23 protein-coding genes are annotated in these 19,812 nt (G+C 63.4%); 11 read left to right on the forward strand and 12 right to left on the reverse strand.

What is annotated here, in order from left to right; translation table 11 throughout:
- Positions 1-196: 196 nt before the first annotated feature.
- On the reverse strand, positions 197-1,972 hold the full coding sequence (locus ACTJKE_RS11090) for an Ig-like domain-containing protein (protein WP_058329430.1): 1,776 nt from the start codon (positions 1,970-1,972) through the stop codon (positions 197-199).
- Positions 1,973-2,216: 244 nt separating this feature from the next.
- Between ACTJKE_RS11090 and ACTJKE_RS11095 the strand changes: the two genes are divergently transcribed.
- On the forward strand, positions 2,217-2,837 hold the full coding sequence (locus ACTJKE_RS11095; protein WP_058320243.1) for a TIGR00730 family Rossman fold protein: 621 nt from the start codon (positions 2,217-2,219) through the stop codon (positions 2,835-2,837).
- A gap of 73 nt (positions 2,838-2,910) precedes the next feature.
- Here the strand turns inward: ACTJKE_RS11095 and rarD are convergent, their stop codons facing one another.
- The 8 genes from rarD to cysS all read right to left on the reverse strand — a co-directional run bounded on the left by rarD (position 2,911) and on the right by cysS (position 10,029).
- Positions 2,911-3,846, reverse strand: a complete 936-nt coding sequence (gene rarD / locus ACTJKE_RS11100; protein ID WP_112995425.1) for an EamA family transporter RarD — start codon at positions 3,844-3,846, stop codon at positions 2,911-2,913.
- 216 nt (positions 3,847-4,062) lie between these two features.
- Entirely contained in the window at positions 4,063-5,679 is a 1,617-nt protein-coding gene (gene cimA, locus ACTJKE_RS11105) for a citramalate synthase (protein ID WP_058329432.1), read from the reverse strand.
- A gap of 34 nt (positions 5,680-5,713) precedes the next feature.
- Positions 5,714-6,676 carry a prolyl aminopeptidase gene (pip, locus tag ACTJKE_RS11110; protein WP_058329433.1) on the reverse strand — a complete coding sequence of 321 codons (963 nt, stop codon included), beginning with the start codon at positions 6,674-6,676 and terminating at the stop codon, positions 5,714-5,716.
- Between the two features lie 2 nt (positions 6,677-6,678).
- On the reverse strand, positions 6,679-7,200 hold the full coding sequence (locus ACTJKE_RS11115) for a GFA family protein (protein WP_440635488.1): 522 nt from the start codon (positions 7,198-7,200) through the stop codon (positions 6,679-6,681).
- A complete protein-coding gene (locus ACTJKE_RS11120; RefSeq protein WP_058320245.1) occupies positions 7,173-7,649 on the reverse strand; it encodes a GFA family protein in 477 nt (158 codons plus the stop codon). The genes ACTJKE_RS11115 and ACTJKE_RS11120 overlap by 28 nt, the downstream gene beginning before the upstream one ends.
- Entirely contained in the window at positions 7,646-8,137 is a 492-nt protein-coding gene (locus ACTJKE_RS11125) for a GFA family protein (RefSeq protein ID WP_058320246.1), read from the reverse strand. Before ACTJKE_RS11125 ends, ACTJKE_RS11120 begins: the two co-directional genes overlap by 4 nt.
- Positions 8,138-8,149: 12 nt before the next feature.
- The gene (locus ACTJKE_RS11130; protein ID WP_058320247.1) at positions 8,150-8,530 is read right to left on the reverse strand and encodes a VOC family protein; all 381 of its coding nucleotides are present in this window, start codon (positions 8,528-8,530) and stop codon (positions 8,150-8,152) included.
- 107 nt (positions 8,531-8,637) lie between these two features.
- Positions 8,638-10,029 carry a cysteine--tRNA ligase gene (gene cysS, locus ACTJKE_RS11135; RefSeq protein WP_058329434.1) on the reverse strand — a complete coding sequence of 464 codons (1,392 nt, stop codon included), beginning with the start codon at positions 10,027-10,029 and terminating at the stop codon, positions 8,638-8,640.
- A gap of 413 nt (positions 10,030-10,442) precedes the next feature.
- Here cysS and ACTJKE_RS11140 point away from each other — a divergent pair, with 413 nt between their 5' ends.
- Positions 10,443-10,586, forward strand: a complete 144-nt coding sequence (locus ACTJKE_RS11140) for a hypothetical protein (protein WP_176907119.1) — start codon at positions 10,443-10,445, stop codon at positions 10,584-10,586.
- Between the two features lie 3 nt (positions 10,587-10,589).
- Here the strand turns inward: ACTJKE_RS11140 and ACTJKE_RS11145 are convergent, their stop codons facing one another.
- Positions 10,590-11,363: an SOS response-associated peptidase gene (locus ACTJKE_RS11145; protein ID WP_058320248.1), complete on the reverse strand. Its 774-nt coding sequence runs from the start codon at positions 11,361-11,363 to the stop codon at positions 10,590-10,592.
- A 60-nt stretch (positions 11,364-11,423) separates the two neighbouring features.
- Between ACTJKE_RS11145 and ACTJKE_RS11150 the strand changes: the two genes are divergently transcribed.
- From ACTJKE_RS11150 to ACTJKE_RS11190, 9 genes are all read left to right on the forward strand, one after another.
- Entirely contained in the window at positions 11,424-11,885 is a 462-nt protein-coding gene (locus ACTJKE_RS11150) for an NUDIX hydrolase (RefSeq protein WP_057252757.1), read from the forward strand.
- The gene (locus tag ACTJKE_RS11155) at positions 11,882-12,328 is read left to right on the forward strand and encodes a TIGR02301 family protein (RefSeq protein WP_057252758.1); all 447 of its coding nucleotides are present in this window, start codon (positions 11,882-11,884) and stop codon (positions 12,326-12,328) included. Before ACTJKE_RS11150 ends, ACTJKE_RS11155 begins: the two co-directional genes overlap by 4 nt.
- Before the next feature lie 158 nt (positions 12,329-12,486).
- Positions 12,487-12,756 carry a hypothetical protein gene (locus tag ACTJKE_RS11160; protein ID WP_093232155.1) on the forward strand — a complete coding sequence of 90 codons (270 nt, stop codon included), beginning with the start codon at positions 12,487-12,489 and terminating at the stop codon, positions 12,754-12,756.
- Between the two features lie 15 nt (positions 12,757-12,771).
- Positions 12,772-13,563 carry a hypothetical protein gene (locus ACTJKE_RS11165; protein WP_440635489.1) on the forward strand — a complete coding sequence of 264 codons (792 nt, stop codon included), beginning with the start codon at positions 12,772-12,774 and terminating at the stop codon, positions 13,561-13,563.
- Between the two features lie 203 nt (positions 13,564-13,766).
- Positions 13,767-14,615 (forward strand): CAF17-like 4Fe-4S cluster assembly/insertion protein YgfZ, encoded by an 849-nt coding sequence (gene ygfZ, locus ACTJKE_RS11170; RefSeq protein ID WP_110878154.1) that lies wholly within the window; start codon positions 13,767-13,769, stop codon positions 14,613-14,615.
- Positions 14,612-15,220 carry a YfbR-like 5'-deoxynucleotidase gene (locus ACTJKE_RS11175; protein WP_057252762.1) on the forward strand — a complete coding sequence of 203 codons (609 nt, stop codon included), beginning with the start codon at positions 14,612-14,614 and terminating at the stop codon, positions 15,218-15,220. Before ygfZ ends, ACTJKE_RS11175 begins: the two co-directional genes overlap by 4 nt.
- A 1-nt stretch (position 15,221) precedes the next feature.
- Positions 15,222-15,761, forward strand: a complete 540-nt coding sequence (locus ACTJKE_RS11180) for a tyrosine phosphatase family protein (RefSeq protein WP_057252763.1) — start codon at positions 15,222-15,224, stop codon at positions 15,759-15,761.
- Complete coding sequence (locus ACTJKE_RS11185) at positions 15,703-16,731, forward strand: NUDIX hydrolase (RefSeq protein WP_057252765.1); 1,029 nt, start codon at positions 15,703-15,705, stop codon at positions 16,729-16,731. Before ACTJKE_RS11180 ends, ACTJKE_RS11185 begins: the two co-directional genes overlap by 59 nt.
- A 150-nt stretch (positions 16,732-16,881) precedes the next feature.
- Positions 16,882-17,127, forward strand: a complete 246-nt coding sequence (locus tag ACTJKE_RS11190) for a hypothetical protein (RefSeq protein WP_058320251.1) — start codon at positions 16,882-16,884, stop codon at positions 17,125-17,127.
- 18 nt (positions 17,128-17,145) lie between these two features.
- Here the strand turns inward: ACTJKE_RS11190 and nadC are convergent, their stop codons facing one another.
- Together nadC and ACTJKE_RS11200 are read right to left on the reverse strand one after the other, a co-directional pair.
- Entirely contained in the window at positions 17,146-18,051 is a 906-nt protein-coding gene (gene nadC, locus ACTJKE_RS11195) for a carboxylating nicotinate-nucleotide diphosphorylase (RefSeq protein WP_058329476.1), read from the reverse strand.
- 53 nt (positions 18,052-18,104) lie between these two features.
- Positions 18,105-19,703: an L-aspartate oxidase gene (locus tag ACTJKE_RS11200; protein WP_058329440.1), complete on the reverse strand. Its 1,599-nt coding sequence runs from the start codon at positions 19,701-19,703 to the stop codon at positions 18,105-18,107.
- Positions 19,704-19,812: the final 109 nt, after the last annotated feature.

Genomic DNA, 19,812 nt, shown 5'->3' on the forward strand with positions numbered 1-19,812 from the left:
GTTCTGATCCGCTCTTACGTTTCGCGCTGCTTGACGGCTTAGGGAGCCCCACGAGCCTTGCCGCACCGTGCTTTCCCTCTACAGCGCCGTCATCACCGTTCAATGAAAAGCGGCGCCTCGTTGAAGGCGCCGCCCTTGATCGAGAGATAGGCATCCATCGCCGCCGCCGCAATGTTGTTGGCGGGCGATCGACTGCCTATTGCTCGTGTTTCATGTGCTTTCTGTGAATCTCGCGCGATTCATCGTCCGGCAGCGCCTTATCCGGCACACCGAAAACCTGTCCCGGGCGAATGCGGTCCGGGTCTTCGATCTGGTCCTGGTTGGCCAGGTAGATCGTGGTGTAGCGCAAGCCGGCACCGTAGACGCGACGCGAAATCTGCCACAGCGTGTCGCCGCGACGGATGATCACGGAGGATTTGCTCTCCTTGAGCGGCTCCTGCTGGACCGTCTGAGGCTCTTCCTGCGTGGGGGCCGCGGCTGCGGTTTCAGTGCTTGGCGCCGGCGTCGTCGTGGCGTCGCTCGCCACTGCGCTGCCTGCACCCATCGCCTTTGCCAGTTCACCCTGCGCCGGGGCATTGCCCTTCGGCTGGGCCTGCGCGTCCGACGCCGGCGTCGCGCTGCCGCGCTCGGCCAGAACCGGACCGACGCTCGCGTCGACCTTGGCAAGCGCCGAAGCAACGCTCGGCGCATCCTGCGGCGCGGCCTTCAAGGCTGCCAGCGCATCGGCTGCCGCCTTCGACGCCCGTGCCGAGGCCGCGGCCAGCGCCTGATCGGAGCTGTCGGCGAGCCGGAAGTCGGCCAGCGACTTCAGAGCGATCTCTGTTGCGGAACGCGCTGCGGCGAGTTGCTCGCCTGTCGGGACCTTGCCATTGGCATAGAGCCCCTTCAACAGAGCCAGCGCCTTGCCTGCCTCGGCGCGTACGCCATCAAGACCGGCTGTCGCCGAGGGCGTGCCCGACGGCGCCACGGCGGCGACCTGCGAGCCTGCGGGGCGGTCGAAGGGAACCGAAGCGCGCATAGCGACCTTGGTGCCATCCTCGTTCAGCATATCGGCGCGGATGATGTGGCTGCCAACGGTCAACTCGATCTCGCCATCGACGACGAAATTGCCCTTGTCGTCGGCCTTCATTTCTCCGAGCAGCTTGTCATCCGCATAGACGCGCACCAGCGCACGCGGCCTGGCGCTGCCCGCGACGAACATCTTGCTTCCCTCGATCTCGACGGCACTCACCTGCAAGCCGGGAACACCGAGCGCCTTTGCCGGAGCCGAGGATGCGTCGCCGGTCGCGAGCGGCGTCTGCGTCGCAGTCGATGCGACCTCGGCCGGCTTGTTGTCGGTCCCTTGCTCGCTTTCGGCCTTGGCAGCTTCCGGCGTCGCGATCAGTCGGCTTGCCTCACCTGGCTTCGACACCATGGCGAGCAGTTGACCGGAGGGGTCCTTGGGAACCGAAACGGTCGCAACTTCCTCGGAACTCTTCACCGTGCCGTCTTCACCGGTGCTGCGCAGCGTCAACTGATAGTCGCCAGCCGGCAGAGGCTTGTCGAAGACGGCCGCAAAGTCACCCGTCGCGCCGACATCGGCGGTACCGACAACGGTGTCGCCGCTCAGAATCTCGAGCTTCGAACCGGGCTCGGCGTGCCCAGCGATCACGGTCGATCCATCGGGCTCCACGCGCAGCACATCGAAACCGGGCACGTCCGGATTTTCGGCGGGTGCGTTCGTCGGCGCAGCATTGGCTGTCTGTTCGGCCTCACCGGCCTTGGCGTCCAGCGGCTTCGCGGTTCCTTCGGTCGCCTGCGGGCCGCCGGTGCCAGCAGCAGTCTCGTTCGATTGGCTCGCGTTGCCTGCGGCCGGTTCGTCCGCCGGCTTCTTGCCGTCACCACGCAGGTTCGGTTGCACCACGAATACCATCAACGCTGTCGCTGCCACGAGGACAGTAATGGCCACCCAGCCGGCCTTATTTTTGATCATGCCACTCTCCACACGGAGCGGAGCAACGCTCCGCGCATGCCCTCTCATCGGCCTGCGGTGCGGGCTTGCGCCATTCATTATAGCGCAACAGCAAGCGAACCGTCCGATTTCTTCAATCAATCCCTGAAATTGCTAGCGATTCGCGATTCGGCACACAAGCAGTCAAGGGCGCCGCAACCGCCGGAAACCCAGCTTTCCCCTCATTTTTCTTGACCCATGCTGCGCTGCAATGTTTTTTGGGGGCATGAGCACTGAGAACAGCACGATTCGATCCATCTGCGTCTATTGCGGTTCACAGCCGGGACGCGACAACGCTTACATGGAAGCCGGCCGCGCACTTGGCCGCTCGATTGCCGATCACGGTCTTCGCCTGGTCTATGGCGGCGGCACGCGCGGCATCATGGGAGCCGTGGCCAGCGGCGTCCTTTCCAACGGCGGCGAAGTCACCGGGATCATCCCGGAATTCCTGATGGACAAGGAAGCCACCCGCCATTCGCTCGGCCAGCTGAACGAGCTGATCGTCACCGCCGACATGCACGAGCGCAAGCACACGATGTTCGAACGGGCCGACGCTTTCGTGGCGTTGCCGGGCGGCATCGGCACTCTGGAAGAGATCGTCGAGATCATGACCTGGGCGCAGCTTGGCCGTCACCGCAAGCCGATGGTCTTCGGTAACATCAACAACTTCTGGCGGCCGATGCTGGATCTGCTGCAGCACATGCGCGAGGAGGGTTTCGTACACACGGCGCACCTCGTGCAGCCGCTCGTCGTCAATGATGCGGTCGACATCGTTCCGACCATTCTTGCTGCTGCCAGTGGTGGCAACGGGCGCGAGGGCGAGGCTGAGATCATTTCCAGGCTTTGATCTTTTAATTCCCGGACAACAAAAAGGCGCGCTCACCGGCGCGCCTTTTTCGTTTTTGTCCCATTCGCTTGCGTTACTCGGCCGGACTCGCCTGCAATGCTGCGCGACGCGCACGGCTTTCGGCCAACATCGCGCCCGAATAGATCACCAGCGCCGCCCAGATCAGGCCGAAGGCGATCAGCTTCGCGGTGCCGAAGGGCTCGTGGAAGACGAAAACGGCGATGAGGAAGATCATCGTCGGAGCGATGTACTGCATGATGCCGATGGTCGACAGCCGCAGCAGCTTGGCGCCGTTGGCATAGATCATCAATGGAATGGCGGTGACGACGCCGCAGGACATCAGCCAGAGAACATCGGCCGTGCCGGTATCGCCGAAATGCCCCTGCCCGGTCGCCTCGAGCCAGATGATGTAGCCGATCGCCGGAATGCTGAGCAGCAGGACCTCCAGGAAGAAGCCCTGGTTCGGACCGACCGGCAGCGTCTTGCGGAAGAAAGCATAGAAGCCCCAGGACAGGCAAAGGCCGATCGACACCCACGGCAGGCCGCCGGCATCGAAGGCGAGCACGGCGACGGCCGATGCCGCAAGCGCGATCGCAACCATCTGCGCCGGGTTCGGCTTTTCCTTCAGCAGCACCGCGCCGAGGAAGATCGAAAACAGCGGGTTGATATAGTAGCCGAGCGCCGTCTCGATCGCGCGGCCGGCGCCGATCGCCCAGACATAGATGCCCCAGTTGATGGTGATCAGCACGGCGGTCAGCGCCGCCATGCGCAGCATGCGCGGAGAGCGCAGCGCGACCTTGATGTCATCGGTACGACCGAGCCAAAGCAGAACCAGACCCGCGAGCGGCACCGACCACACGATCCGGTGCGCCACCACTTCCGGCGCCGGAATGTGAGCGACGGCCTTCATGAAAAAGGGCAGAAAGCCCCACAGCAGATAGGCGGTCAGCGCGAAGGCAAAGCCTCTCGCGGAATCGGTATTTTCGGCGGGTGCTTTTGGCTCAGCCATAACATCTTTTCCTGGTGTGTTTGCCGGAGAACCATAGTGGCGAAGCGACGCTCTCCAGTCGTAAGGGAAGGCACGGCCTACCAGCCGGCGCAAACTCCCACAGGTGCGTCCTACTCTAACGCCCGGGAATGCACCAATTCATTTCCGTGAAGGGATGGTGAGTTTCGCTCATCATCCCACCGCGGCTGCGTCGGAATTACCTGGCCCTCACGGTCATCATTCAGCGGCAATCAGGCCGACATGGTCGCGGTTCTTCAGCAGCTTGAAGATGATGCTGTCCATCAGTGCCTGGAAGGATGCGTCGATGATGTTGTCGGAGACGCCCACCGTCCACCAGCGCGCGCCGGTTCCGTCGGTCGACTCGATCAGCACGCGCGTGATCGCCTCGGTGCCGCCATTGAGGATACGGACCTTATAGTCCGCCAGTTCGAGATCTTCGATTTCCGATTGGTACTTGCCGAGGTCCTTGCGCAGCGCCAGGTCGAGCGCATTGACCGGGCCATGGCCTTCGGCAACCGACATCATCGTCTCGCCGTCGACCACCACCTTCACCACCGCTTCCGATACGGTCTTCAGATGGCCGTTGGCGTCGAAGCGGCGCTCGACCATCACCCGGAAGCTTTCGACGTGGAAGAAATCCGGCACCGTGCCGAGGATGCGGCTTGCTAGCAGCGCGAAGCTCGCATCCGCCCCCTCATAGGCATAGCCGGTCGCTTCCCGTTCCTTGACGATGGCGATCAGCTTGTCGAGCTTCGGGTCGTCCTTGCTGACGACGATGCCGCGGCGCTTCAGCGCGTTGATGAAATTGGCCTTGCCGCCCTGATCGGAGACCATGACCTTGCGCAGGTTGCCGATGCTTTCCGGCGCGACGTGCTCATAGGTGCGCGGGTCCTTGAGCAGTGCCGAAGCATGGATGCCGGCTTTGGTGGCAAAGGCCGATGCGCCGACATAGGGCGCCTGCTGATCCGGCGAGCGGTTCAACAGCTCGTCGAAAGAATGGGCGAGCTTCGTCAATTCCTGCAGGCGATCGGCATCGATCGCCGTTTCGAAGCGATTGGAATAGGTCTCCTTGAGCGCGAGCGTCGGGATCAGCGTGACGAGATTGGCGTTGCCGCAACGCTCGCCGATGCCGTTCAGCGTTCCCTGGATCTGGCGCACGCCGGCCTCCACCGCCGCCAGCGAGTTGGCGACCGCCTGGCCGGTGTCGTTGTGGGCATGGATGCCGAGATTGGCGCCGGGCACGCCGGCAGCGATCGCAGCAGTGACGATCTCGCGCACCTCCGGCGGCTGCGTGCCGCCATTGGTGTCGCAGAGCACAACCCAGCGGGCGCCGGCTTCAAAAGCAGTCTTCGCGCAGGCGAGCGCGTAAGCCGGATTGGCCTTGTAGCCATCGAAGAAATGCTCGCAGTCGACCATCGCCTCACGACCGGAGGCGACCACCGCCTCGACAGAAGCGCGGATATTGTCGAGGTTTTCCTCGTTCGTGCAGCCGAGAGCGACCTCGACATGATAGTCCCAGCTCTTGGCGACCAGACAGATGGCGTCGCTCTTTGCGGCAAGCAGGGCCGCGAGGCCCGGATCATTCGACGCCGAAACCCCGGCGCGCTTGGTCATGCCAAAGGCGACGAAAGATGCCTTCTGCGTGCGCTTGCGCGTGAAAAACTCGGTGTCGGTCGGGTTCGCGCCGGGATAGCCGCCCTCGATGTAGTCCATGCCGAACGCGTCGAGCAGACCCGCAATCGCAATCTTGTCCTCGACCGAAAAGTCGATGCCGGGCGTCTGCTGCCCGTCCCGTAGCGTCGTGTCGAAGAGGTAGATGCGTTCCCTGGTCATGGCTAATCGTCCAAATGCTCGGTTCTTGCTGGTCTTACTCGGTCTTGCCTGCGTATTGGTCCGTCGCCCGGATCAGCCGGTCGAGAATGCCGGGCTCGGAATAGGCGTGCCCTGCCCCTTCGATCAGATGGAGCTCGGACCCCGGCCAGGCCTTGTGCAACTGCCAGGCATATTTCGCCGGGCACGGCATGTCGTAACGCCCGTGGATGACGACGCCGGGAATGCCGTGAAGCCGGTGAACATCCCGCAACAATTGGCCGTCGTCCATCCAGCCGGCATTGACGAAGAAGTGGTTTTCGATGCGCGCGAAGGCATCGGCATATTCGTCGTCGGCGAAAGGTGCGCTCGTCGACAGTTCCGGCAGCAGCGTAATCGTCTCGCCTTCCCAGATGCTCCAGGCCTTGGCGGCGGCAAGACGCGTCGCCTTGTCGTCGCTCATCAGGCGGCGGTGGTAGGCGTGCATCATCTCGTGCCGTTCGTCTTCCGGGATCGGCGCGATGAACCGCTCCCATTTGTCCGGGAACATCTCCGAGACGCCGAACTGATAGTACCAGTCGAGCTCGGCCTTCGTCAGCGTGTAGATGCCGCGCAGCACGAGTTCCGAAACCCGCTCCGGGTGCTTCTCGGCATAGGCGAGCGCCAGCGTCGATCCCCAGGAGCCGCCGAAGACCAACCACTTGGCGACCCCAGCCTGTGCGCGCAGCCGCTCGATATCGGCGACGAGATGCCATGTGGTGTTGGCCTCGATCTTCGCGTGCGGAGTCGACTTGCCGCAGCCGCGCTGGTCGAACAAAGTCACATCATAGAGCGCCGGATCGAACAGGCGACGATGGTTGGCAGAAATCGTGCCGCCCGGTCCGCCATGCAGGAAGACGGCAGGCTTGGCGCCTGGCGTGCCGACCTTTTCCCAATAGATCACGTGACCGTCGCCGACATCGAGGTGGCCCGATGCATAGGGTTCGATTTCCGGGTAGAGCGTACGCAGTACAGTCGTCATTTTCAGTCTTTCGTCAGCGGCCAGTGCACGGTGTCGTAGTCCGGGTGCTGGCGGTTCGTTTCGAGTATGATCAGATGGCGGGTGGCGGACACCTCGCTGCCGTCATCCGTCTCTTTTTCGGGCAGTCTGGCGAGCCGCGAAAACCACAGCACACGAGACTCGACGCCGGCCTGATAGACGGGCAACACGTCATCCGGATCGTCGAGCGAACCGAGCGTGATATTGATGAAATCCGCATCCGGCATGTCATAGAACAGCGGCGTGCCGCAGTCGCGGCAGAAGCCGCGTCGAACCAGATGCGACGAGCGGAACCAGGACGGCTGGCCGCGGGTAATATCGAAACTGTCGCGCGCGACATTCGCCAGCGGCATGAAATAGTTGCCGGCCGCCTTCTGGCACATGCGGCAATGACAGATATGCGGATCCGCGAGCGTGCCTTCGGCACGGTAGCGGACGGCGCCGCATTGGCATCCACCGGTATAGATGCGGGCGATGGTCACCGGAATGCCCCCGAAGGGTGCCATTGCTCGGTCTCGTGATCCGGGTGCTGGAAGGAGATGATGCTCTCCTGCCGCGCATAGAAGTCCTGATCCTCCAGCACCGGCTGTTCGAAGATGGTATCGACCCAGGGCAGCCGCGACGCGTGATTGACCTGGATTTTCGGCGCGAGATCGGTGCGATCGTCAAACGTGCCGATCGCGATCTCGAGGCCGCCGGGGTGCCGGTAGGTCATCGGCGTGCCGCATTTCGGGCAGAAGCCGCGATCGATGTTGACCGAGGACTGAAAGTAGCTCGGCTCGTCCCGTACCCATTCGACGCCATCCTTCGGCGCCGTCACCAGCGCCGAGAAGAACGAGCCGAACTGCTTCTGGCACATGCGGCAATGGCAGATCGACGGACGGCCAAGCTGCCCCCGGATACGGAAACGGACTGCGCCGCATTGGCATCCGCCTGTTCGAACGTTTTCGCTCATCGACTTTCCTCCGGGGGCCAAGTTTCGGTGTCGTGGTCGGGATGCTGGTAGGAAACGAGATTGGTCAGAAATTCGATCGCGTCCGGATCTTCCATCGTATGAACGCCCGGCAGATCGGCCACGTGATCGACATAGGGCAGCTTGCCCTCGATGCCCCACTGGATGGTGGGCACGATGCCCTGCGGCTCGTCGAAGGTGGCGATGGCGAGCGCCATGCCATCCGGTGCCTCGTAGGTCAGCGGCGTGCCGCAATCGGCGCAGAAGCCGCGTCGCGCGGCGTTTGACGACTGAAAGCGCTTCGGCTCGCCGCGCGTCCAGGTGACATGTGCGCCGCGAACGGAAACCAAGGGCATATAGAAGTTGCCGCTCGCCTTCTGGCACATGCGGCAATGACAGACGGATGCGTCACCAAGTTTGCCCTCGACGCGGAAGCGGACCGCGCCGCACTGACAGCCTCCGGTATAATAGGGCCTGTTGTCGAGACTCATCGCAACCCCTCCTCAAGCCGGCGCGTGGCAGACGGCTTCGATGTTGTTGCCGTCGGGATCGAGTACGAAGGCGCCGTAGTAATCGGGGTGATAGTGCGGCCGAAGCCCGGGCTTGCCGTTGTCGCGCCCGCCGGCCGCCATCGCCGCCTCGTAGAAGGCATCGACTTCGGCGCGGCTTCTTGCCGAAAACGCATAGTGCCGTCCCGGACCGGTCGTCGCCTCGTGCAACCAGAAGACCGGCCGTTCGCGGCCATAGCCGCCAACCTTGACGCCGCCGGTATGTTCCACCGGCACCATCATCAGCAGCGAGGCGCCGAGCGGAGCGAAGGCCTTGTCGTAGAACGACCGCGCCCGGTCGAAATCCGAGACGGGAATGCCCGTATGGTCGATCATCGCACGAACTCCTCTTTCATGCCTGCTCTCCGCGTTTCCGCCGTTCCTGGAGGCATTGTCCGATCCCGCTCAGAGGGATCGGACAAAACTCGCTGCCGGGCTCGCGATCACCGTTTGATGTCCCAGGTCGTCACACGCTCGCCGGTTGCCGCATCCTTGCCATCCTTGAGCTGGATGCCCTGGGCGAGAAGATCGTCGCGGATCTTGTCGGCCTCGGCGAAATTCTTCGCCTTCAGCAGTTCCAGGCGGGCGCGGACACGGCCGTCGATGTCGCGTACCACGCCCTCGTCGAGTTCGACCGCCTCAGGCACAACGCCGATCAGCGCAGCACTTGCCGCGAAGGCGCCGAGCAGCTTCGGATCGGCCGCCGCCTTTTGGGCGAGCGCATGGAGCGCCTGAACCGCCGCGACGGTGTTGAGGTCGTCGGCGAGCGCCGCCACGACGGCCGGATCGGCCTCACCCTTCGCCTCGCCCGGCACCGGCCATTTCGAAAGCAGGTGTTCGGCTTCCTCCAGCCGCTTCACCGAAAAATCGATCGGTTCGCGGTAATGCGTCATCAGCATGGCAAGCCTCAGCACGTCGCCCGGCCACTGGCGGCCGGCAAACTTCTCCGTGTGCAGCAATTCGTAGATCGTGACGAAGTTGCCCTCGGACTTCGACATCTTGCGGCCTTCGACCTGCAGGAAGCCGTTGTGCATCCAGACATTCGCCATCACTTGCGTGCCGTGGGCGCAACGGGACTGGGCGATCTCGTTTTCATGATGCGGGAAGATGAGGTCGAGCCCGCCGCCATGAATGTCGAAGACCTCTCCGAGATAACGGCTGCTCATCGCCGAGCACTCAATATGCCAGCCCGGACGGCCCCTGCCCCACGGACTGTCCCAGCCCGGCTCGTTGTCGGCCGAAAGCTTCCACAGCACGAAATCGCCGGGATTTTTCTTGTGCACTTCCACGGCAATGCGGGCGCCGGCCTGCTGTTCGTCGAGGTTGCGCTTTGAAAGCTGACCGTAGTCGGCCATCGACTTGGTATCGAACAGCACCTCGCCGCCCGCCTGATAGGCATGCGCCTTGGCAAGCAGCTTTTCGATGATTTCGATCATCTGCGCGATGTTGTCGGTCGCCCTCGGCTGCACGTCGGGATCGAGGCAGCCGAGCGATTTGGCGTCCGCCAGAAACTGCGTTTCGGTCTTCTCTGTCACCCGCCGGATCGCTTCATTGAGCGGCAGGGTCGGATAGTCGCGCAGCGCCCGCGCATTGATCTTGTCGTCGACGTCGGTGATGTTGCGGGCATAGGTCACGTGCTCCGCGCCATAGACGTGGCGCAGCAGCCGGAAAAGCACATCGAAGACAATCACCGGCCGGGCATTGCCGATATGGGCATAATCATAGACCGTCGGGCCGCAGACATACATGCGGACGTTGTCGGGATCGATCGGCCGGAACTCGACCTTCTCCCGCGTCAGCGTGTTGTACAGCTTTAGTGTCGGCGCTCCGCCCATTCCCAATCTCCATATGCATACGACCGTCGAAACACGGCGCCCGGGCGGCCCGCGCGTTTGTCATCTTGGATTTTAGGAGACGAAAACGGCCAGGCCAGCGGGACGCTAGCGAATAATCTTCCGGCAGATAATGCAGATAACCGTTTTCATAGGCTCACTTATCGCGCGTCGCCTGTGCTCGGTCAAGAGGTCAGCCGCATGCAAGCACAGTAAGCTATCGAAAGGGAAACGGCGGCCATGGATTTGTCATGATTGGGCTTATCTGAGAGCGCCACGCGGAAAACAGATTCGCGGTGTAGTTGGTTCTGCACCACGGTTCCTGTCTCCGGAGAACAGGGAGGAGCGTCGTTTTCGCGCTGAATGACGAGAACGGCATGTATCCGGTTCAGGTAAGCATCAAGGAGTGAGTGCAAGTGAAAGCCGCAAAGACCAAAGACGTCGCCAAATCCGCAAATCTCATCGAACAGTATCGCCCGCTCGGCCTGAAGGCCGTACTCGCCGCCGCGCTGCAGGCAAAGGTGAAGCCTGCGACCAAGCTGACCAAGCGGCCCGCCTGACCCTCAGAACAGGGACATCTGTGCGTTAGCCGGTTCGGCCGGTTTGCTCTCGGGTCGAGCGTCCGGCGCGACCTTGGGCGTCACCGCCTCCTGAATGTCAGGGCCGGCATTGGCAACCTTGTTGACTTTGTCGGAAACGGGGATCGCCTCGAAGTAATCCTCCGCCACGGGGCCGAAGAGATCGACAATCTCGCGCGGCTCCTGCGTCTTGCAGTCCAGCCAGCGGGCGAAATCCTCGGGCTTAATGACGACGGGCATACGGTCGTGGATCTGCCGGATCGAGGCATTGGCCGCCGTCGTCAGGATGGCGGCGGTGTCGACTTCCGAGCCATCGGCCGACGACCAGGTCTCCATCAGACCGGCGAAGGCAACGATCCCGCCCTTGCGCGGGCGCACCCAATAGGCTTGCGACGGCTCGCGGCTGCCTTTCGGCGGCCGGCGCCACTCGTAGAAGCCGGAGGCCGGCACCAGCACGCGCCGGTGTCGCATGGCCGCCCGGAACGATGCCTTTTCAATCGCCGATTCGGCGCGGGCATTGATCAGCAGCGGAAAGTCACGCGGGTCCTTGACCCACCCGGGCATGAACCCCCAGCGCACGAGGACCGCCTTGCGTTCCGGAAGATTGCTGCCGGGCTGAGCCCGTTCGCCGGAAACGACGACCATGATCGGCTGGGTGGGCGCTATGTTGAAGCGCGCCGGAAAGTCTTCGCTTTCCAGCAGCGCAAATAATTCCAACAATTCTTCCGGCGTCGCCGTCAACGCAAAACGTCCGCACATGACACGGATGTGGCACTTCACGTAGGATGGGTCAACGTTACTGAGGCAATTTGATTCCCGATGTCGACCAAGCCTGAACTCGCCTCCTCGGTCATTCTCGAACGCGACGGCCGCTACCTGCTCGTGAGGCGGGCCAACCCGCCGTCGGCCGACATGTACGCCTTTCCCGGTGGACGGGCGGAGCCCGGAGAGACGCCGGCTGAAACTGCGCTTCGCGAATTGTTGGAAGAGACCGGCATAGAGGCCCGCAATCCCGTGCTGTTCGAAACCTACGACCTGCCCGGCAAGGAATCGGAAGGACGGCATTTCCTGCTTTCTGTCTTCCGAGCCGACGCGGGTGGCGACGCGGTAGCCGTTGCCAGCGACGACGCCGCCGGTCTTGGCTGGTTCACGCCGGCCGAAATCTTTGCCTTGCCGATCCCGGACAGCGTGCGCGAATGCGTGGAAAGGCTCGCGGAGATCGACACGGAATCCGGCCGCGGCCTTGAAACCGCCGTCAATTCCGGCTTGGTGGAGCCATGATCACTGCCCCGATCCTTGCGCGGCTTGCCCTGGCCGGCCTCGCGCTGACAGCCGCCACCGGTGCGGCGGCGCAAAAAACGCCGACGAAAGAGACGGCAACCACCGAGGCTGCAGCCCCTGCCGTCGTGGAGGAGAAACCCACACCCTACGACCAGAGGTTGATCCGGCTTTCCGAAATCATCGGCTCCGTTCACTATCTCAGGAACCTTTGCGTCAAGGAGCCGGAGGATGTCTGGCGTCGTTCGATGCAGGAATTGATCGACAAGGAAACGGCCGACGAGATCAAACGACGCGAAAGGATGACCGCCGCCTTCAACCGTGGGTATCGCACCTTTGCCTCTGTTTATACGACCTGCACGGGACCGGCGATCGTCGCCGAGCAGCGATACCGTGCCGAAGGCGCAACACTTGCGTCAGAAATCGTCGCCCGCTTTGGAAATTAGCAATAAATTAACCTCTTTTCTCACGACCCCGTGTCGTTTCGGGAAAAGGCTGCTAAGTTCGTTAAGAGAGTGGTAAGAAGTGGCGAGTCCGTCACAGCCGTTCAGTTGGAGTTCAGCCGGACGGCCAAAGAATGAACCGCTTGCACAATGGAAGTCGCATGGAACGAATGATGGAACCAAGCCTGACCGACATCGATGACATGATCGTCCACGAGAAAATGCAGGCTGCGCTGGAACACCAGAGCGAGGCCTGGGCGGATGGCATGGCTGATGGTATCGAGCCGGAAATCATCGCCGATGCGGCCATCGCGCTCGCCATGCGGGAAACCGTTCGGCTTCATGGCGAAGACGGTGCAGAAGCGATGCTCAATTCGCTTCGCGAACGCGTCCTCGCCGGCGAATTTTCGCCCCAGCGCACGCTTCAGTAATATCAGGACTGCCCGATGATTCGGAATCTTGCAAACCGGACCCTTCCGGTTCGCCTCGCCACGCTGCTTTTGGCCGGTGTCGCCGTGAGCACCCCGGCAGCGTTTTCCCCCGCCTTTGCTCTCAGCGAATTGCAGGGCGCGCCGCAACCCGTTCCCACCGAACAGCCCGCTAACGGCGACCAGAAGGCGGCGCCGCCTGTGGCCGAACCTGTCGCGGAGGAGCCGGACGAAGAAGAGAAGCTTCCGCTCGAAATCCCGATGCCCGATCCGCTGATCAACAAGTCAGCGACGGCCACCAAGGACGAGGCCCCCGCGGCCGAAGAGCCTGAGACGGCCGGGCCTGTCGAGGTTCTGACAGACGTTTCCAAGATTCCGGCGCCGGTTGCCCGGATGCGTGAACTGATCGTCGAAGCGGCTGCTTCCGGCGATATCGAGCGCCTGCGCCCGTTGCTCGGCAAGGGCCCGACCCAAACCCAGGTCACCGGCGTCACCGGCGACGAGGACCCGGTCGCGATTCTGAAGGGACTTTCGGGCGATCAAGAGGGTGTCGAAATCCTGGCGATCCTGCTCGACGTGCTGTCGACCGGTTTCGTGCTGGTGGACAAGGGCACGCCGCAGGAGGCCTATGTCTGGCCCTACTTCGCGGAAAAGAAGCTCTCGACGCTCACGGCACCGGAAAAGGTCGATCTGTTCCGCCTGGTCACCGCAGGGGACTTTGCAGACATGGAAGAGTTCGGCAGCTACAACTTCTACCGCGTCGGCATCATGCCGGACGGAAAGTGGAAATTCTTCATCGCCGGCGACTGACCGCCGGCGACCGAGCTTGCCGATCCTCTCCGAACATCCTACCTCTTCGCCAAGAGATCACGATGGTACCAGGTCGAGTCGACCCGGATCGCGACGTGATCGGTGTTTGTTGTACGCATTTCCGGACGCAAAACCGCTACGTACTTTTGCTGGAAATGCTCTAGGTTAGAGCGGGTTCCCACCCGCCGAGCAGGATTCGAACGATGCCCAGAGTTCGCCTCGACGACCGCGCGATTGTCGCCGTCTCCGGCAAGGACGCCGAAGATCTCCTCCAGGGATTGATCACCACCGACCTCGATGCGCTGGCGCCCGATGAATCGCGTCCCGGCGCCTTGCTGACGCCGCAGGGCAAGATTCTGTTCGACTTCATGATCTCCCGTGATGGCGACTGCCTTAGGCTGGAGACCGCGCGCGACCAGGCGGAAGCACTGCTGAAGCGGCTGACGATGTACAAGCTTCGCTCGGCGGTCGACCTTTCGATCGATGCGTCCGCCGCCGTCACCGTGATATTTGACGAGGCCCCGCCTGAGGGGGCTTATCGGGATCACCGCTTCGAGAAAGCCGGCGTCGCACTCTTCCGCGCCTATGGCGAAGCAGCCGGCGACACGGCCGGCGTCGAAGAACTCGAGCGGATTCGCATCGCAGCGGGCGTCGCGAGTGCTGGCACTGATTATGCGGTGCAAGATGCTTTTCCGCATGATGTTCTCCTCGACAAGAACGGCGGCCTTTCCTTCAAGAAGGGATGCTACGTCGGCCAGGAAGTGGTGTCGCGGATGCAGCACCGCGGCATGCCGCGCCGCCGGGTCGTGATCGTCTCTGCGCAGACCGCGCTTCCCCCGACGGGAACGACGATTACTGCGAACGATAAGTCCATCGGCACGCTGGGTACGGTTCAAGGCAAGTCGGCACTCGCGATCGTGCGCATCGACAAGGCGGGAGAAGCCATGGCGAACGATGTTCAGTTGCTTGCCGGTGACGTACCGGTGACCATGGTCCTGCCCGAATGGACCGGGCTCACCTTCCCGACGAGCGCCGACGAGGCAAGCGCGTGACGTCGACCCGCGCCTGGCAACGCATGCTCTCCGGCCGCCGGCTGGACCTGCTCGATCCGTCGCCGCTCGACGTGGAGATCGGCGACATCGCCCATGGGCTCGCGCGCGTTGCCCGCTGGAACGGCCAGACGGCCGGCGACCACGCCTTCTCGGTGGCGCAGCACAGCCTGATGGTCGAGGACATCTTTCGCCGCAGCAACAAATGCAGCACCGACGACTGCCTGCTGGCACTGCTGCATGACGCGCCGGAATATGTGATCGGTGACATGATCTCGCCGTTCAAGGCGGTGGTCGGCGGCGGCTACAAGTCGGTGGAAAAGCGGCTGGAAAGCGCCATTCACCTTCGCTTCGGCCTGCCGGCGCAATGCTCCAAGGAATTGAAGGATCGGATCAAGAAGGCCGACCACGTCGCCGCCTATTTCGAAGCGACCGTGCTTGCCGGCTTCTCGGTCGAAGAGGCGCGCAAGTTCTTCGGCCAGCCACGCGGCATTACCCGCGAAACGCTGCTGATCGATCCCTTGCCGGCCGTCGAAGCGCAGCGGCTGTTCACGGAACGGTTCCAGGTTCTGGAAGCAGAGCGCCTGCCCGCACGCGCGGAAATCTGACATGCCGGAGATCGTCGTATCGCCGCTCGCCCGCATCGCCGAAATGGCCGTTCGCCATGGCTGCACCGAGATGATCAGCCTTGTCGCCAAGGGCCAGGACTTTCATCGCCCCGGGGTCATCGCCAAGGCGCGGCACCTGACGCTCGGCATGAACGACATCACCTTTGCCGGCACCGGTGACCTCATCGCGCCGCAGGAAGAGCATGTCCGGCAGATCGTCGCCTTTGCGCGCGAATGGGATCGCGCGCGGCCGCTGCTCGTCCATTGCTGGATGGGCGTTTCGCGTTCGCCGGCAGCGGCGCTTATCGCGGCTCTTGCCGCCGAGCCGGACCAGGACGACGCAGAATTGGTTCAGCGCCTGCGGCGCGCCTCGCCCTTCGCAACGCCAAACAGCCGGCTTATCGAGATCGGTGATACGGTGCTCCAGCGTAACGGGCGGCTCATGGCCGCCGTGCGCGGGATCGGCCGAGGTGCGGACACCGATGGTAACGCACCCTTTGTCCTGCCGCTCCTTGCCGAGGGGGCAGCCGTTGCCGACTGAAACGCAGCCGACGACGGTCGAAATCGGCCTCAATGCGGCGATCGTCGCCGTCGTCCAGCGCAGTCCTCGGATCCTTGCCGTCAGCGAAACCGACGGCGACGCGCGAGACAGCCTGCCCTTCGGCCCCTTTGATCCGGCGCTGCATCGGACCTTTGAGACGAGCCTGCGCGATCGCGTCGAAAAGCGCACGGCGCTGAAACTCGGCTATATCGAACAGCTCTACACCTTCGGTGATCGCGGCCGGCAGCGGCTTCCGGGCGAAGAAGGCAAACACATGGTCTCGGTCGGTTATCTGGCACTGACCAGGACCGATGCCGAAAACACCGAGCGGCTCGCCGAAGCCGGCGCGCACTGGCGCGACTGGTACGGCTATCTGCCTTGGGAAGACTGGCGGCAGGGCCGCCCACCGGTCCTCGATCAGGCGATCCTGCCGGGGCTTGCCCGCTGGGAGACTGGCGCCACCGGCGAAGAACAGGCCGCCCGGATCGCCCGCCGCCGGGCGCGCATTCGCCTGGCATTTGGTCTCGACGATTTTCCCTGGGACGAGGAGCGTGTGCTGGAGCGTTACGAGCTGCTCTACGAGGCCGGGCTCGTGCCCGAAGCTGTGCTCGACGGCCACGGCAACGGCCACGACGTTCTGACCGTCGGGCAGGCGATGCGCCATGACCATCGCCGCATCGTCGCGACAGCGATCGCGAGGTTGCGCGGCAAGCTCAAATATCGCCCTGTCGTCTTCGAACTGATGCCGCCGGAGTTCACGCTGACCGACCTGCAGGCGACCGTCGAAGCAATCTCCGGCCGCCACCTGCACAAGCAGAATTTCCGCCGCCTCGTCGAGGGCGCGGAGCTGGTGGAACCGACAGGCATGACACTGTCTTCGACCGGTGGGCGCCCGGCCGCCCTCTTCCGCTTCCGCCGCCAGATCCTCGATGAGCGCCCTGCCCCGGGCCTCAAGGTCGGCGGGCGATGATCGCAGTCAATAATCCCTGAAAAGCGGACCTGCGTCTAAAAACATCCCGAGACGCCACCTACATTGCTGGATCATGATATGATTGGTGCAGCGGGTGGAGACGGAACTCTCCTATGCCCGCCACCTGACGTTTAAGACCGAGGTAAGCCCATGCTGCTCGCACTGACCCTGCTGACGTCGCTGCTCGGAACCTCGCCCCAGTCGGGTATCGACGAGAAGCCGAAGATGCCCGACTACTTCAAGAACCAGCAGGGCGGCGGCATGCAGCCTCAGACCACGATCTGCAATCTCAACAGCCAGGATTCGAACGGGCAGTTCAAGACCTGCCGCTACGATTGCGGCACGCAGATCACCGTCGGCGAGCGCTTCGCCTGCCCGTTCATCATGCAGCGATAACGCTGGTTGAACTGCTCGTTACCGGTTGATCACCACATCGAGGCCAATGTCGAGCGTTGGAGCGGCCATGGTGATCTTTGAAGTCGAGATGTAGTCGATGCCGCTTTCGGCAATCGCGCGCACAGTATCGATCTTGACGTTGCCGGAGGCCTCGAGCCGGGTGCGGCGGGCGTCGAGCGCGTAGGCGTCGGTGGAGAGCTGCCAGAATGCCTGGTTGACGGCGACGGCTTCGCGCAGCAGCTCCGGCCCCATATTGTCGAGCAGGATGACGTCGGGCTGGGCGGTCAGCGCCTCGCGCATCTGATCGAGACCATCGACCTCGACCTCGATCTTGACGAGATGGCCGCAATAGGCCCGCGCCGCGTGGATGGCGCTGGCGACACCGCCGGAAACGGCAATGTGGTTATCCTTGATCAACACCGCGTCGTCGAGCCCGTAGCGGTGGTTGGAGCCACCGCCGAGACGCACGGCAAATTTCTCGAGTGCGCGCAGCCCCGGGATGGTCTTGCGGGTACAGCAAACCTTCGCACGCGTATGGGCGATCTCGTCGGCGAATTTCGCCGTATAGGTGGCAATACCCGAGAGATGCATAAGGAAATTCAGGCCCACCCGCTCGGCGGACAGCAACCCGCGGGCACGGCCGGAGATGCGGGCGATCGCCGTGCCCGGCGCCACCCGGTCCCCATCCGCCACCAACGCCTCGAAACCGATCGACGGGTCGACCAGACGGAAGGCGGCGCGGGCCAGATCAAGCCCGGCAACGACGCCCGCGTCGCGGACGTTCATGCCGGCCGTTGCCGTCAGCTCCGGTCCGATCGTCGACAGCGTGGTAATGTCGCCGGCGCGGCCGAGATCCTCAAGCAGTGCGGCGCGCACCTGGTCCTCGATCATCAGTGCGGGCAGTTCGGGGCGGAGGGCTGCGATCATTTGCTGGCGGTCCTTGAGCTTCAGTCACATGCGAGTGGCGGAGTGCCGGATCACGCCGGTTCCGTTTCAGCCAATTCCTTTGAAAGGCGATTGGCTTCGGCGAGCGTCAGGTAGGTGCGTCGGCGCCATTCCGGACGCTCCGCCGGGCAATCGGCGCGGAAGTGGCCGCCGCGGCTTTCCGTGCGGCGTAGCGCACCGACGGTTATCAGCTTGGCTGTCGTGATGATGTTGGTGAAGCGCATGCGCGAATTTTCGCGCTCGAGCCGCTCGATCTCTCGGATTGCCTTCAGCAGGCTCTCGCGGGTGCGGATCACACCGACGCAATCGCTCATCACCTGGCGCAGAACCTTGAGCTGCGGGCTGTCCTCGACGGTCACCGGATCGTCATTCTCGCCGGCATTGTCGCCCCACTCGGTGAGCTGCGGCGTCGGCAGCGTGCCCTTGATGTTTTCGGCAATGCGGGCCGCAAAGACGACCGCTTCGAGCAGCGAATTGGAGGCAAGGCGGTTGGCGCCATGCACGCCGGTCGATGTGACTTCGCCGGCGGCCCAGAGGCCATCGATCGACGTGCGGCCTTCCGCGTCCGTCAGCACGCCGCCCATATGGTAGTGGACTGCGGGCACGACAGGGATCGGCTGGGTCACCGGATCGATGCCGGCCGCGGTGCACGAGGCATAGACCGTCGGGAACATGTCGGGGAAGTGCTTGCCCACCGCCTTGGTGCAATCGAGGAAGGCACCGCGCCCCGCCTGGACTTCGGCAAACACCCCGCGCGAAACGATGTCGCGCGGCGCAAGCTCGCCGTCCGGATGAATGTCGAGCATGAAGCGATGGCCGGCCGCATTCAGGAGATGGGCACCGTCGCCGCGCAGCGCCTCGGTCGCCAGCGGCGCCGGATCCTTGCCGATATTGATCGCGGTCGGATGGAACTGCACGAACTCCGGATCGGCGATGATCGCGCCGGCGCGCGCTGCCATGCCGACTCCCTGCCCGCAGGCTTCCCAAGGGTTGGTGGTGACCGCATAGAGATGACCGACGCCGCCGGAGCAGAGTACGACGGCACGCGCCGGAAACGAGACGCGCTTCTTCGATTGGCCGGCATCCGGCCGCGCGATGACGCCGGAGATGAACCGGCCCTCGCGAACCAGTTCCTCCACGACGTAACCCTCGATCACGCGGATCGACGGCGTCTTGCGCACCGCGGCAATCAACGCTTCCATGATCGCCTTGCCGGCCATGTCACCCTTGACCCGGACAATGCGCCGCTCGGAATGCGCCGCCTCGCGCGACAACAGCAGCTTGCCTTCGAGGTCGCGATCGAAGGGCACGCCATATTCCAGAAGATCGTGAATGCGCGCCGGGCCTTCGGCGACCATCATGCGCGTCATCTTCTCGTCGACGATGCCGGCGCCGGCGGCGAGCGTGTCGGCAACGTGTTTCTCGAAGGTATCGCCCGGGCTCATGGCCGCGGCGATGCCCCCTTGAGCCCAGGCCGACGAGGCGCCGTGGCCGATGGGCGCGGCAGCCAGGATCGTCACCGGCCTCGGGCTCAGCTTCAGCGCGCAGAAAAGGCCGGCCAGGCCGCCGCCGACGATGACGATGTCGTCAATCCCGTTGAAGGATTGCGGGCGGAAGTGGTCGGTCAGCATGTTTCATTCTCCTCCAATGCGCATGCAGAGTTTCTATATTCTACAGCGACCTTTGCGCGCCTGATAAGGCGCGCGGCGCTGTAGGCCGGGCGAACCGCCAGGCGGAATT

This window comes from Ensifer sp. 22521, assembly GCF_052044795.1.
Taxonomy (GTDB): domain Bacteria; phylum Pseudomonadota; class Alphaproteobacteria; order Rhizobiales; family Rhizobiaceae; genus Ensifer.

Excerpts from the sequence above, each read along its gene's own strand:
- ACTJKE_RS11120 (WP_058320245.1), bottom strand. The coding sequence starts at position 7,649 with ATGAGCGAAAACGTTCGAACAGGCGGATGCCAATGCGGCGCAGTCCGT.
- ACTJKE_RS11155 (WP_057252758.1), top strand. The coding sequence starts at position 11,882 with ATGATCACTGCCCCGATCCTTGCGCGGCTTGCCCTGGCCGGCCTCGCG.
- ACTJKE_RS11095 (WP_058320243.1), top strand. The coding sequence starts at position 2,217 with ATGAGCACTGAGAACAGCACGATTCGATCCATCTGCGTCTATTGCGGT.
- pip (WP_058329433.1), bottom strand. The coding sequence starts at position 6,676 with ATGACGACTGTACTGCGTACGCTCTACCCGGAAATCGAACCCTATGCA.
- ACTJKE_RS11150 (WP_057252757.1), top strand. The coding sequence starts at position 11,424 with ATGTCGACCAAGCCTGAACTCGCCTCCTCGGTCATTCTCGAACGCGAC.
- ACTJKE_RS11190 (WP_058320251.1), top strand. The coding sequence starts at position 16,882 with ATGCTGCTCGCACTGACCCTGCTGACGTCGCTGCTCGGAACCTCGCCC.
- ACTJKE_RS11125 (WP_058320246.1), bottom strand. The coding sequence starts at position 8,137 with ATGAGTCTCGACAACAGGCCCTATTATACCGGAGGCTGTCAGTGCGGC.
- ACTJKE_RS11145 (WP_058320248.1), bottom strand. The coding sequence starts at position 11,363 with ATGTGCGGACGTTTTGCGTTGACGGCGACGCCGGAAGAATTGTTGGAA.
- rarD (WP_112995425.1), bottom strand. The coding sequence starts at position 3,846 with ATGGCTGAGCCAAAAGCACCCGCCGAAAATACCGATTCCGCGAGAGGC.
- ACTJKE_RS11115 (WP_440635488.1), bottom strand. The coding sequence starts at position 7,200 with ATGGCACCCTTCGGGGGCATTCCGGTGACCATCGCCCGCATCTATACC.
- cysS (WP_058329434.1), bottom strand. The coding sequence starts at position 10,029 with ATGGGCGGAGCGCCGACACTAAAGCTGTACAACACGCTGACGCGGGAG.
- ygfZ (WP_110878154.1), top strand. The coding sequence starts at position 13,767 with ATGCCCAGAGTTCGCCTCGACGACCGCGCGATTGTCGCCGTCTCCGGC.
- cimA (WP_058329432.1), bottom strand. The coding sequence starts at position 5,679 with ATGACCAGGGAACGCATCTACCTCTTCGACACGACGCTACGGGACGGG.
- ACTJKE_RS11160 (WP_093232155.1), top strand. The coding sequence starts at position 12,487 with ATGGAACGAATGATGGAACCAAGCCTGACCGACATCGATGACATGATC.
- ACTJKE_RS11130 (WP_058320247.1), bottom strand. The coding sequence starts at position 8,530 with ATGATCGACCATACGGGCATTCCCGTCTCGGATTTCGACCGGGCGCGG.
- ACTJKE_RS11200 (WP_058329440.1), bottom strand. The coding sequence starts at position 19,703 with ATGCTGACCGACCACTTCCGCCCGCAATCCTTCAACGGGATTGACGAC.
- ACTJKE_RS11180 (WP_057252763.1), top strand. The coding sequence starts at position 15,222 with ATGCCGGAGATCGTCGTATCGCCGCTCGCCCGCATCGCCGAAATGGCC.
- ACTJKE_RS11090 (WP_058329430.1), bottom strand. The coding sequence starts at position 1,972 with ATGATCAAAAATAAGGCCGGCTGGGTGGCCATTACTGTCCTCGTGGCA.
- ACTJKE_RS11185 (WP_057252765.1), top strand. The coding sequence starts at position 15,703 with ATGGTAACGCACCCTTTGTCCTGCCGCTCCTTGCCGAGGGGGCAGCCG.
- ACTJKE_RS11165 (WP_440635489.1), top strand. The coding sequence starts at position 12,772 with ATGATTCGGAATCTTGCAAACCGGACCCTTCCGGTTCGCCTCGCCACG.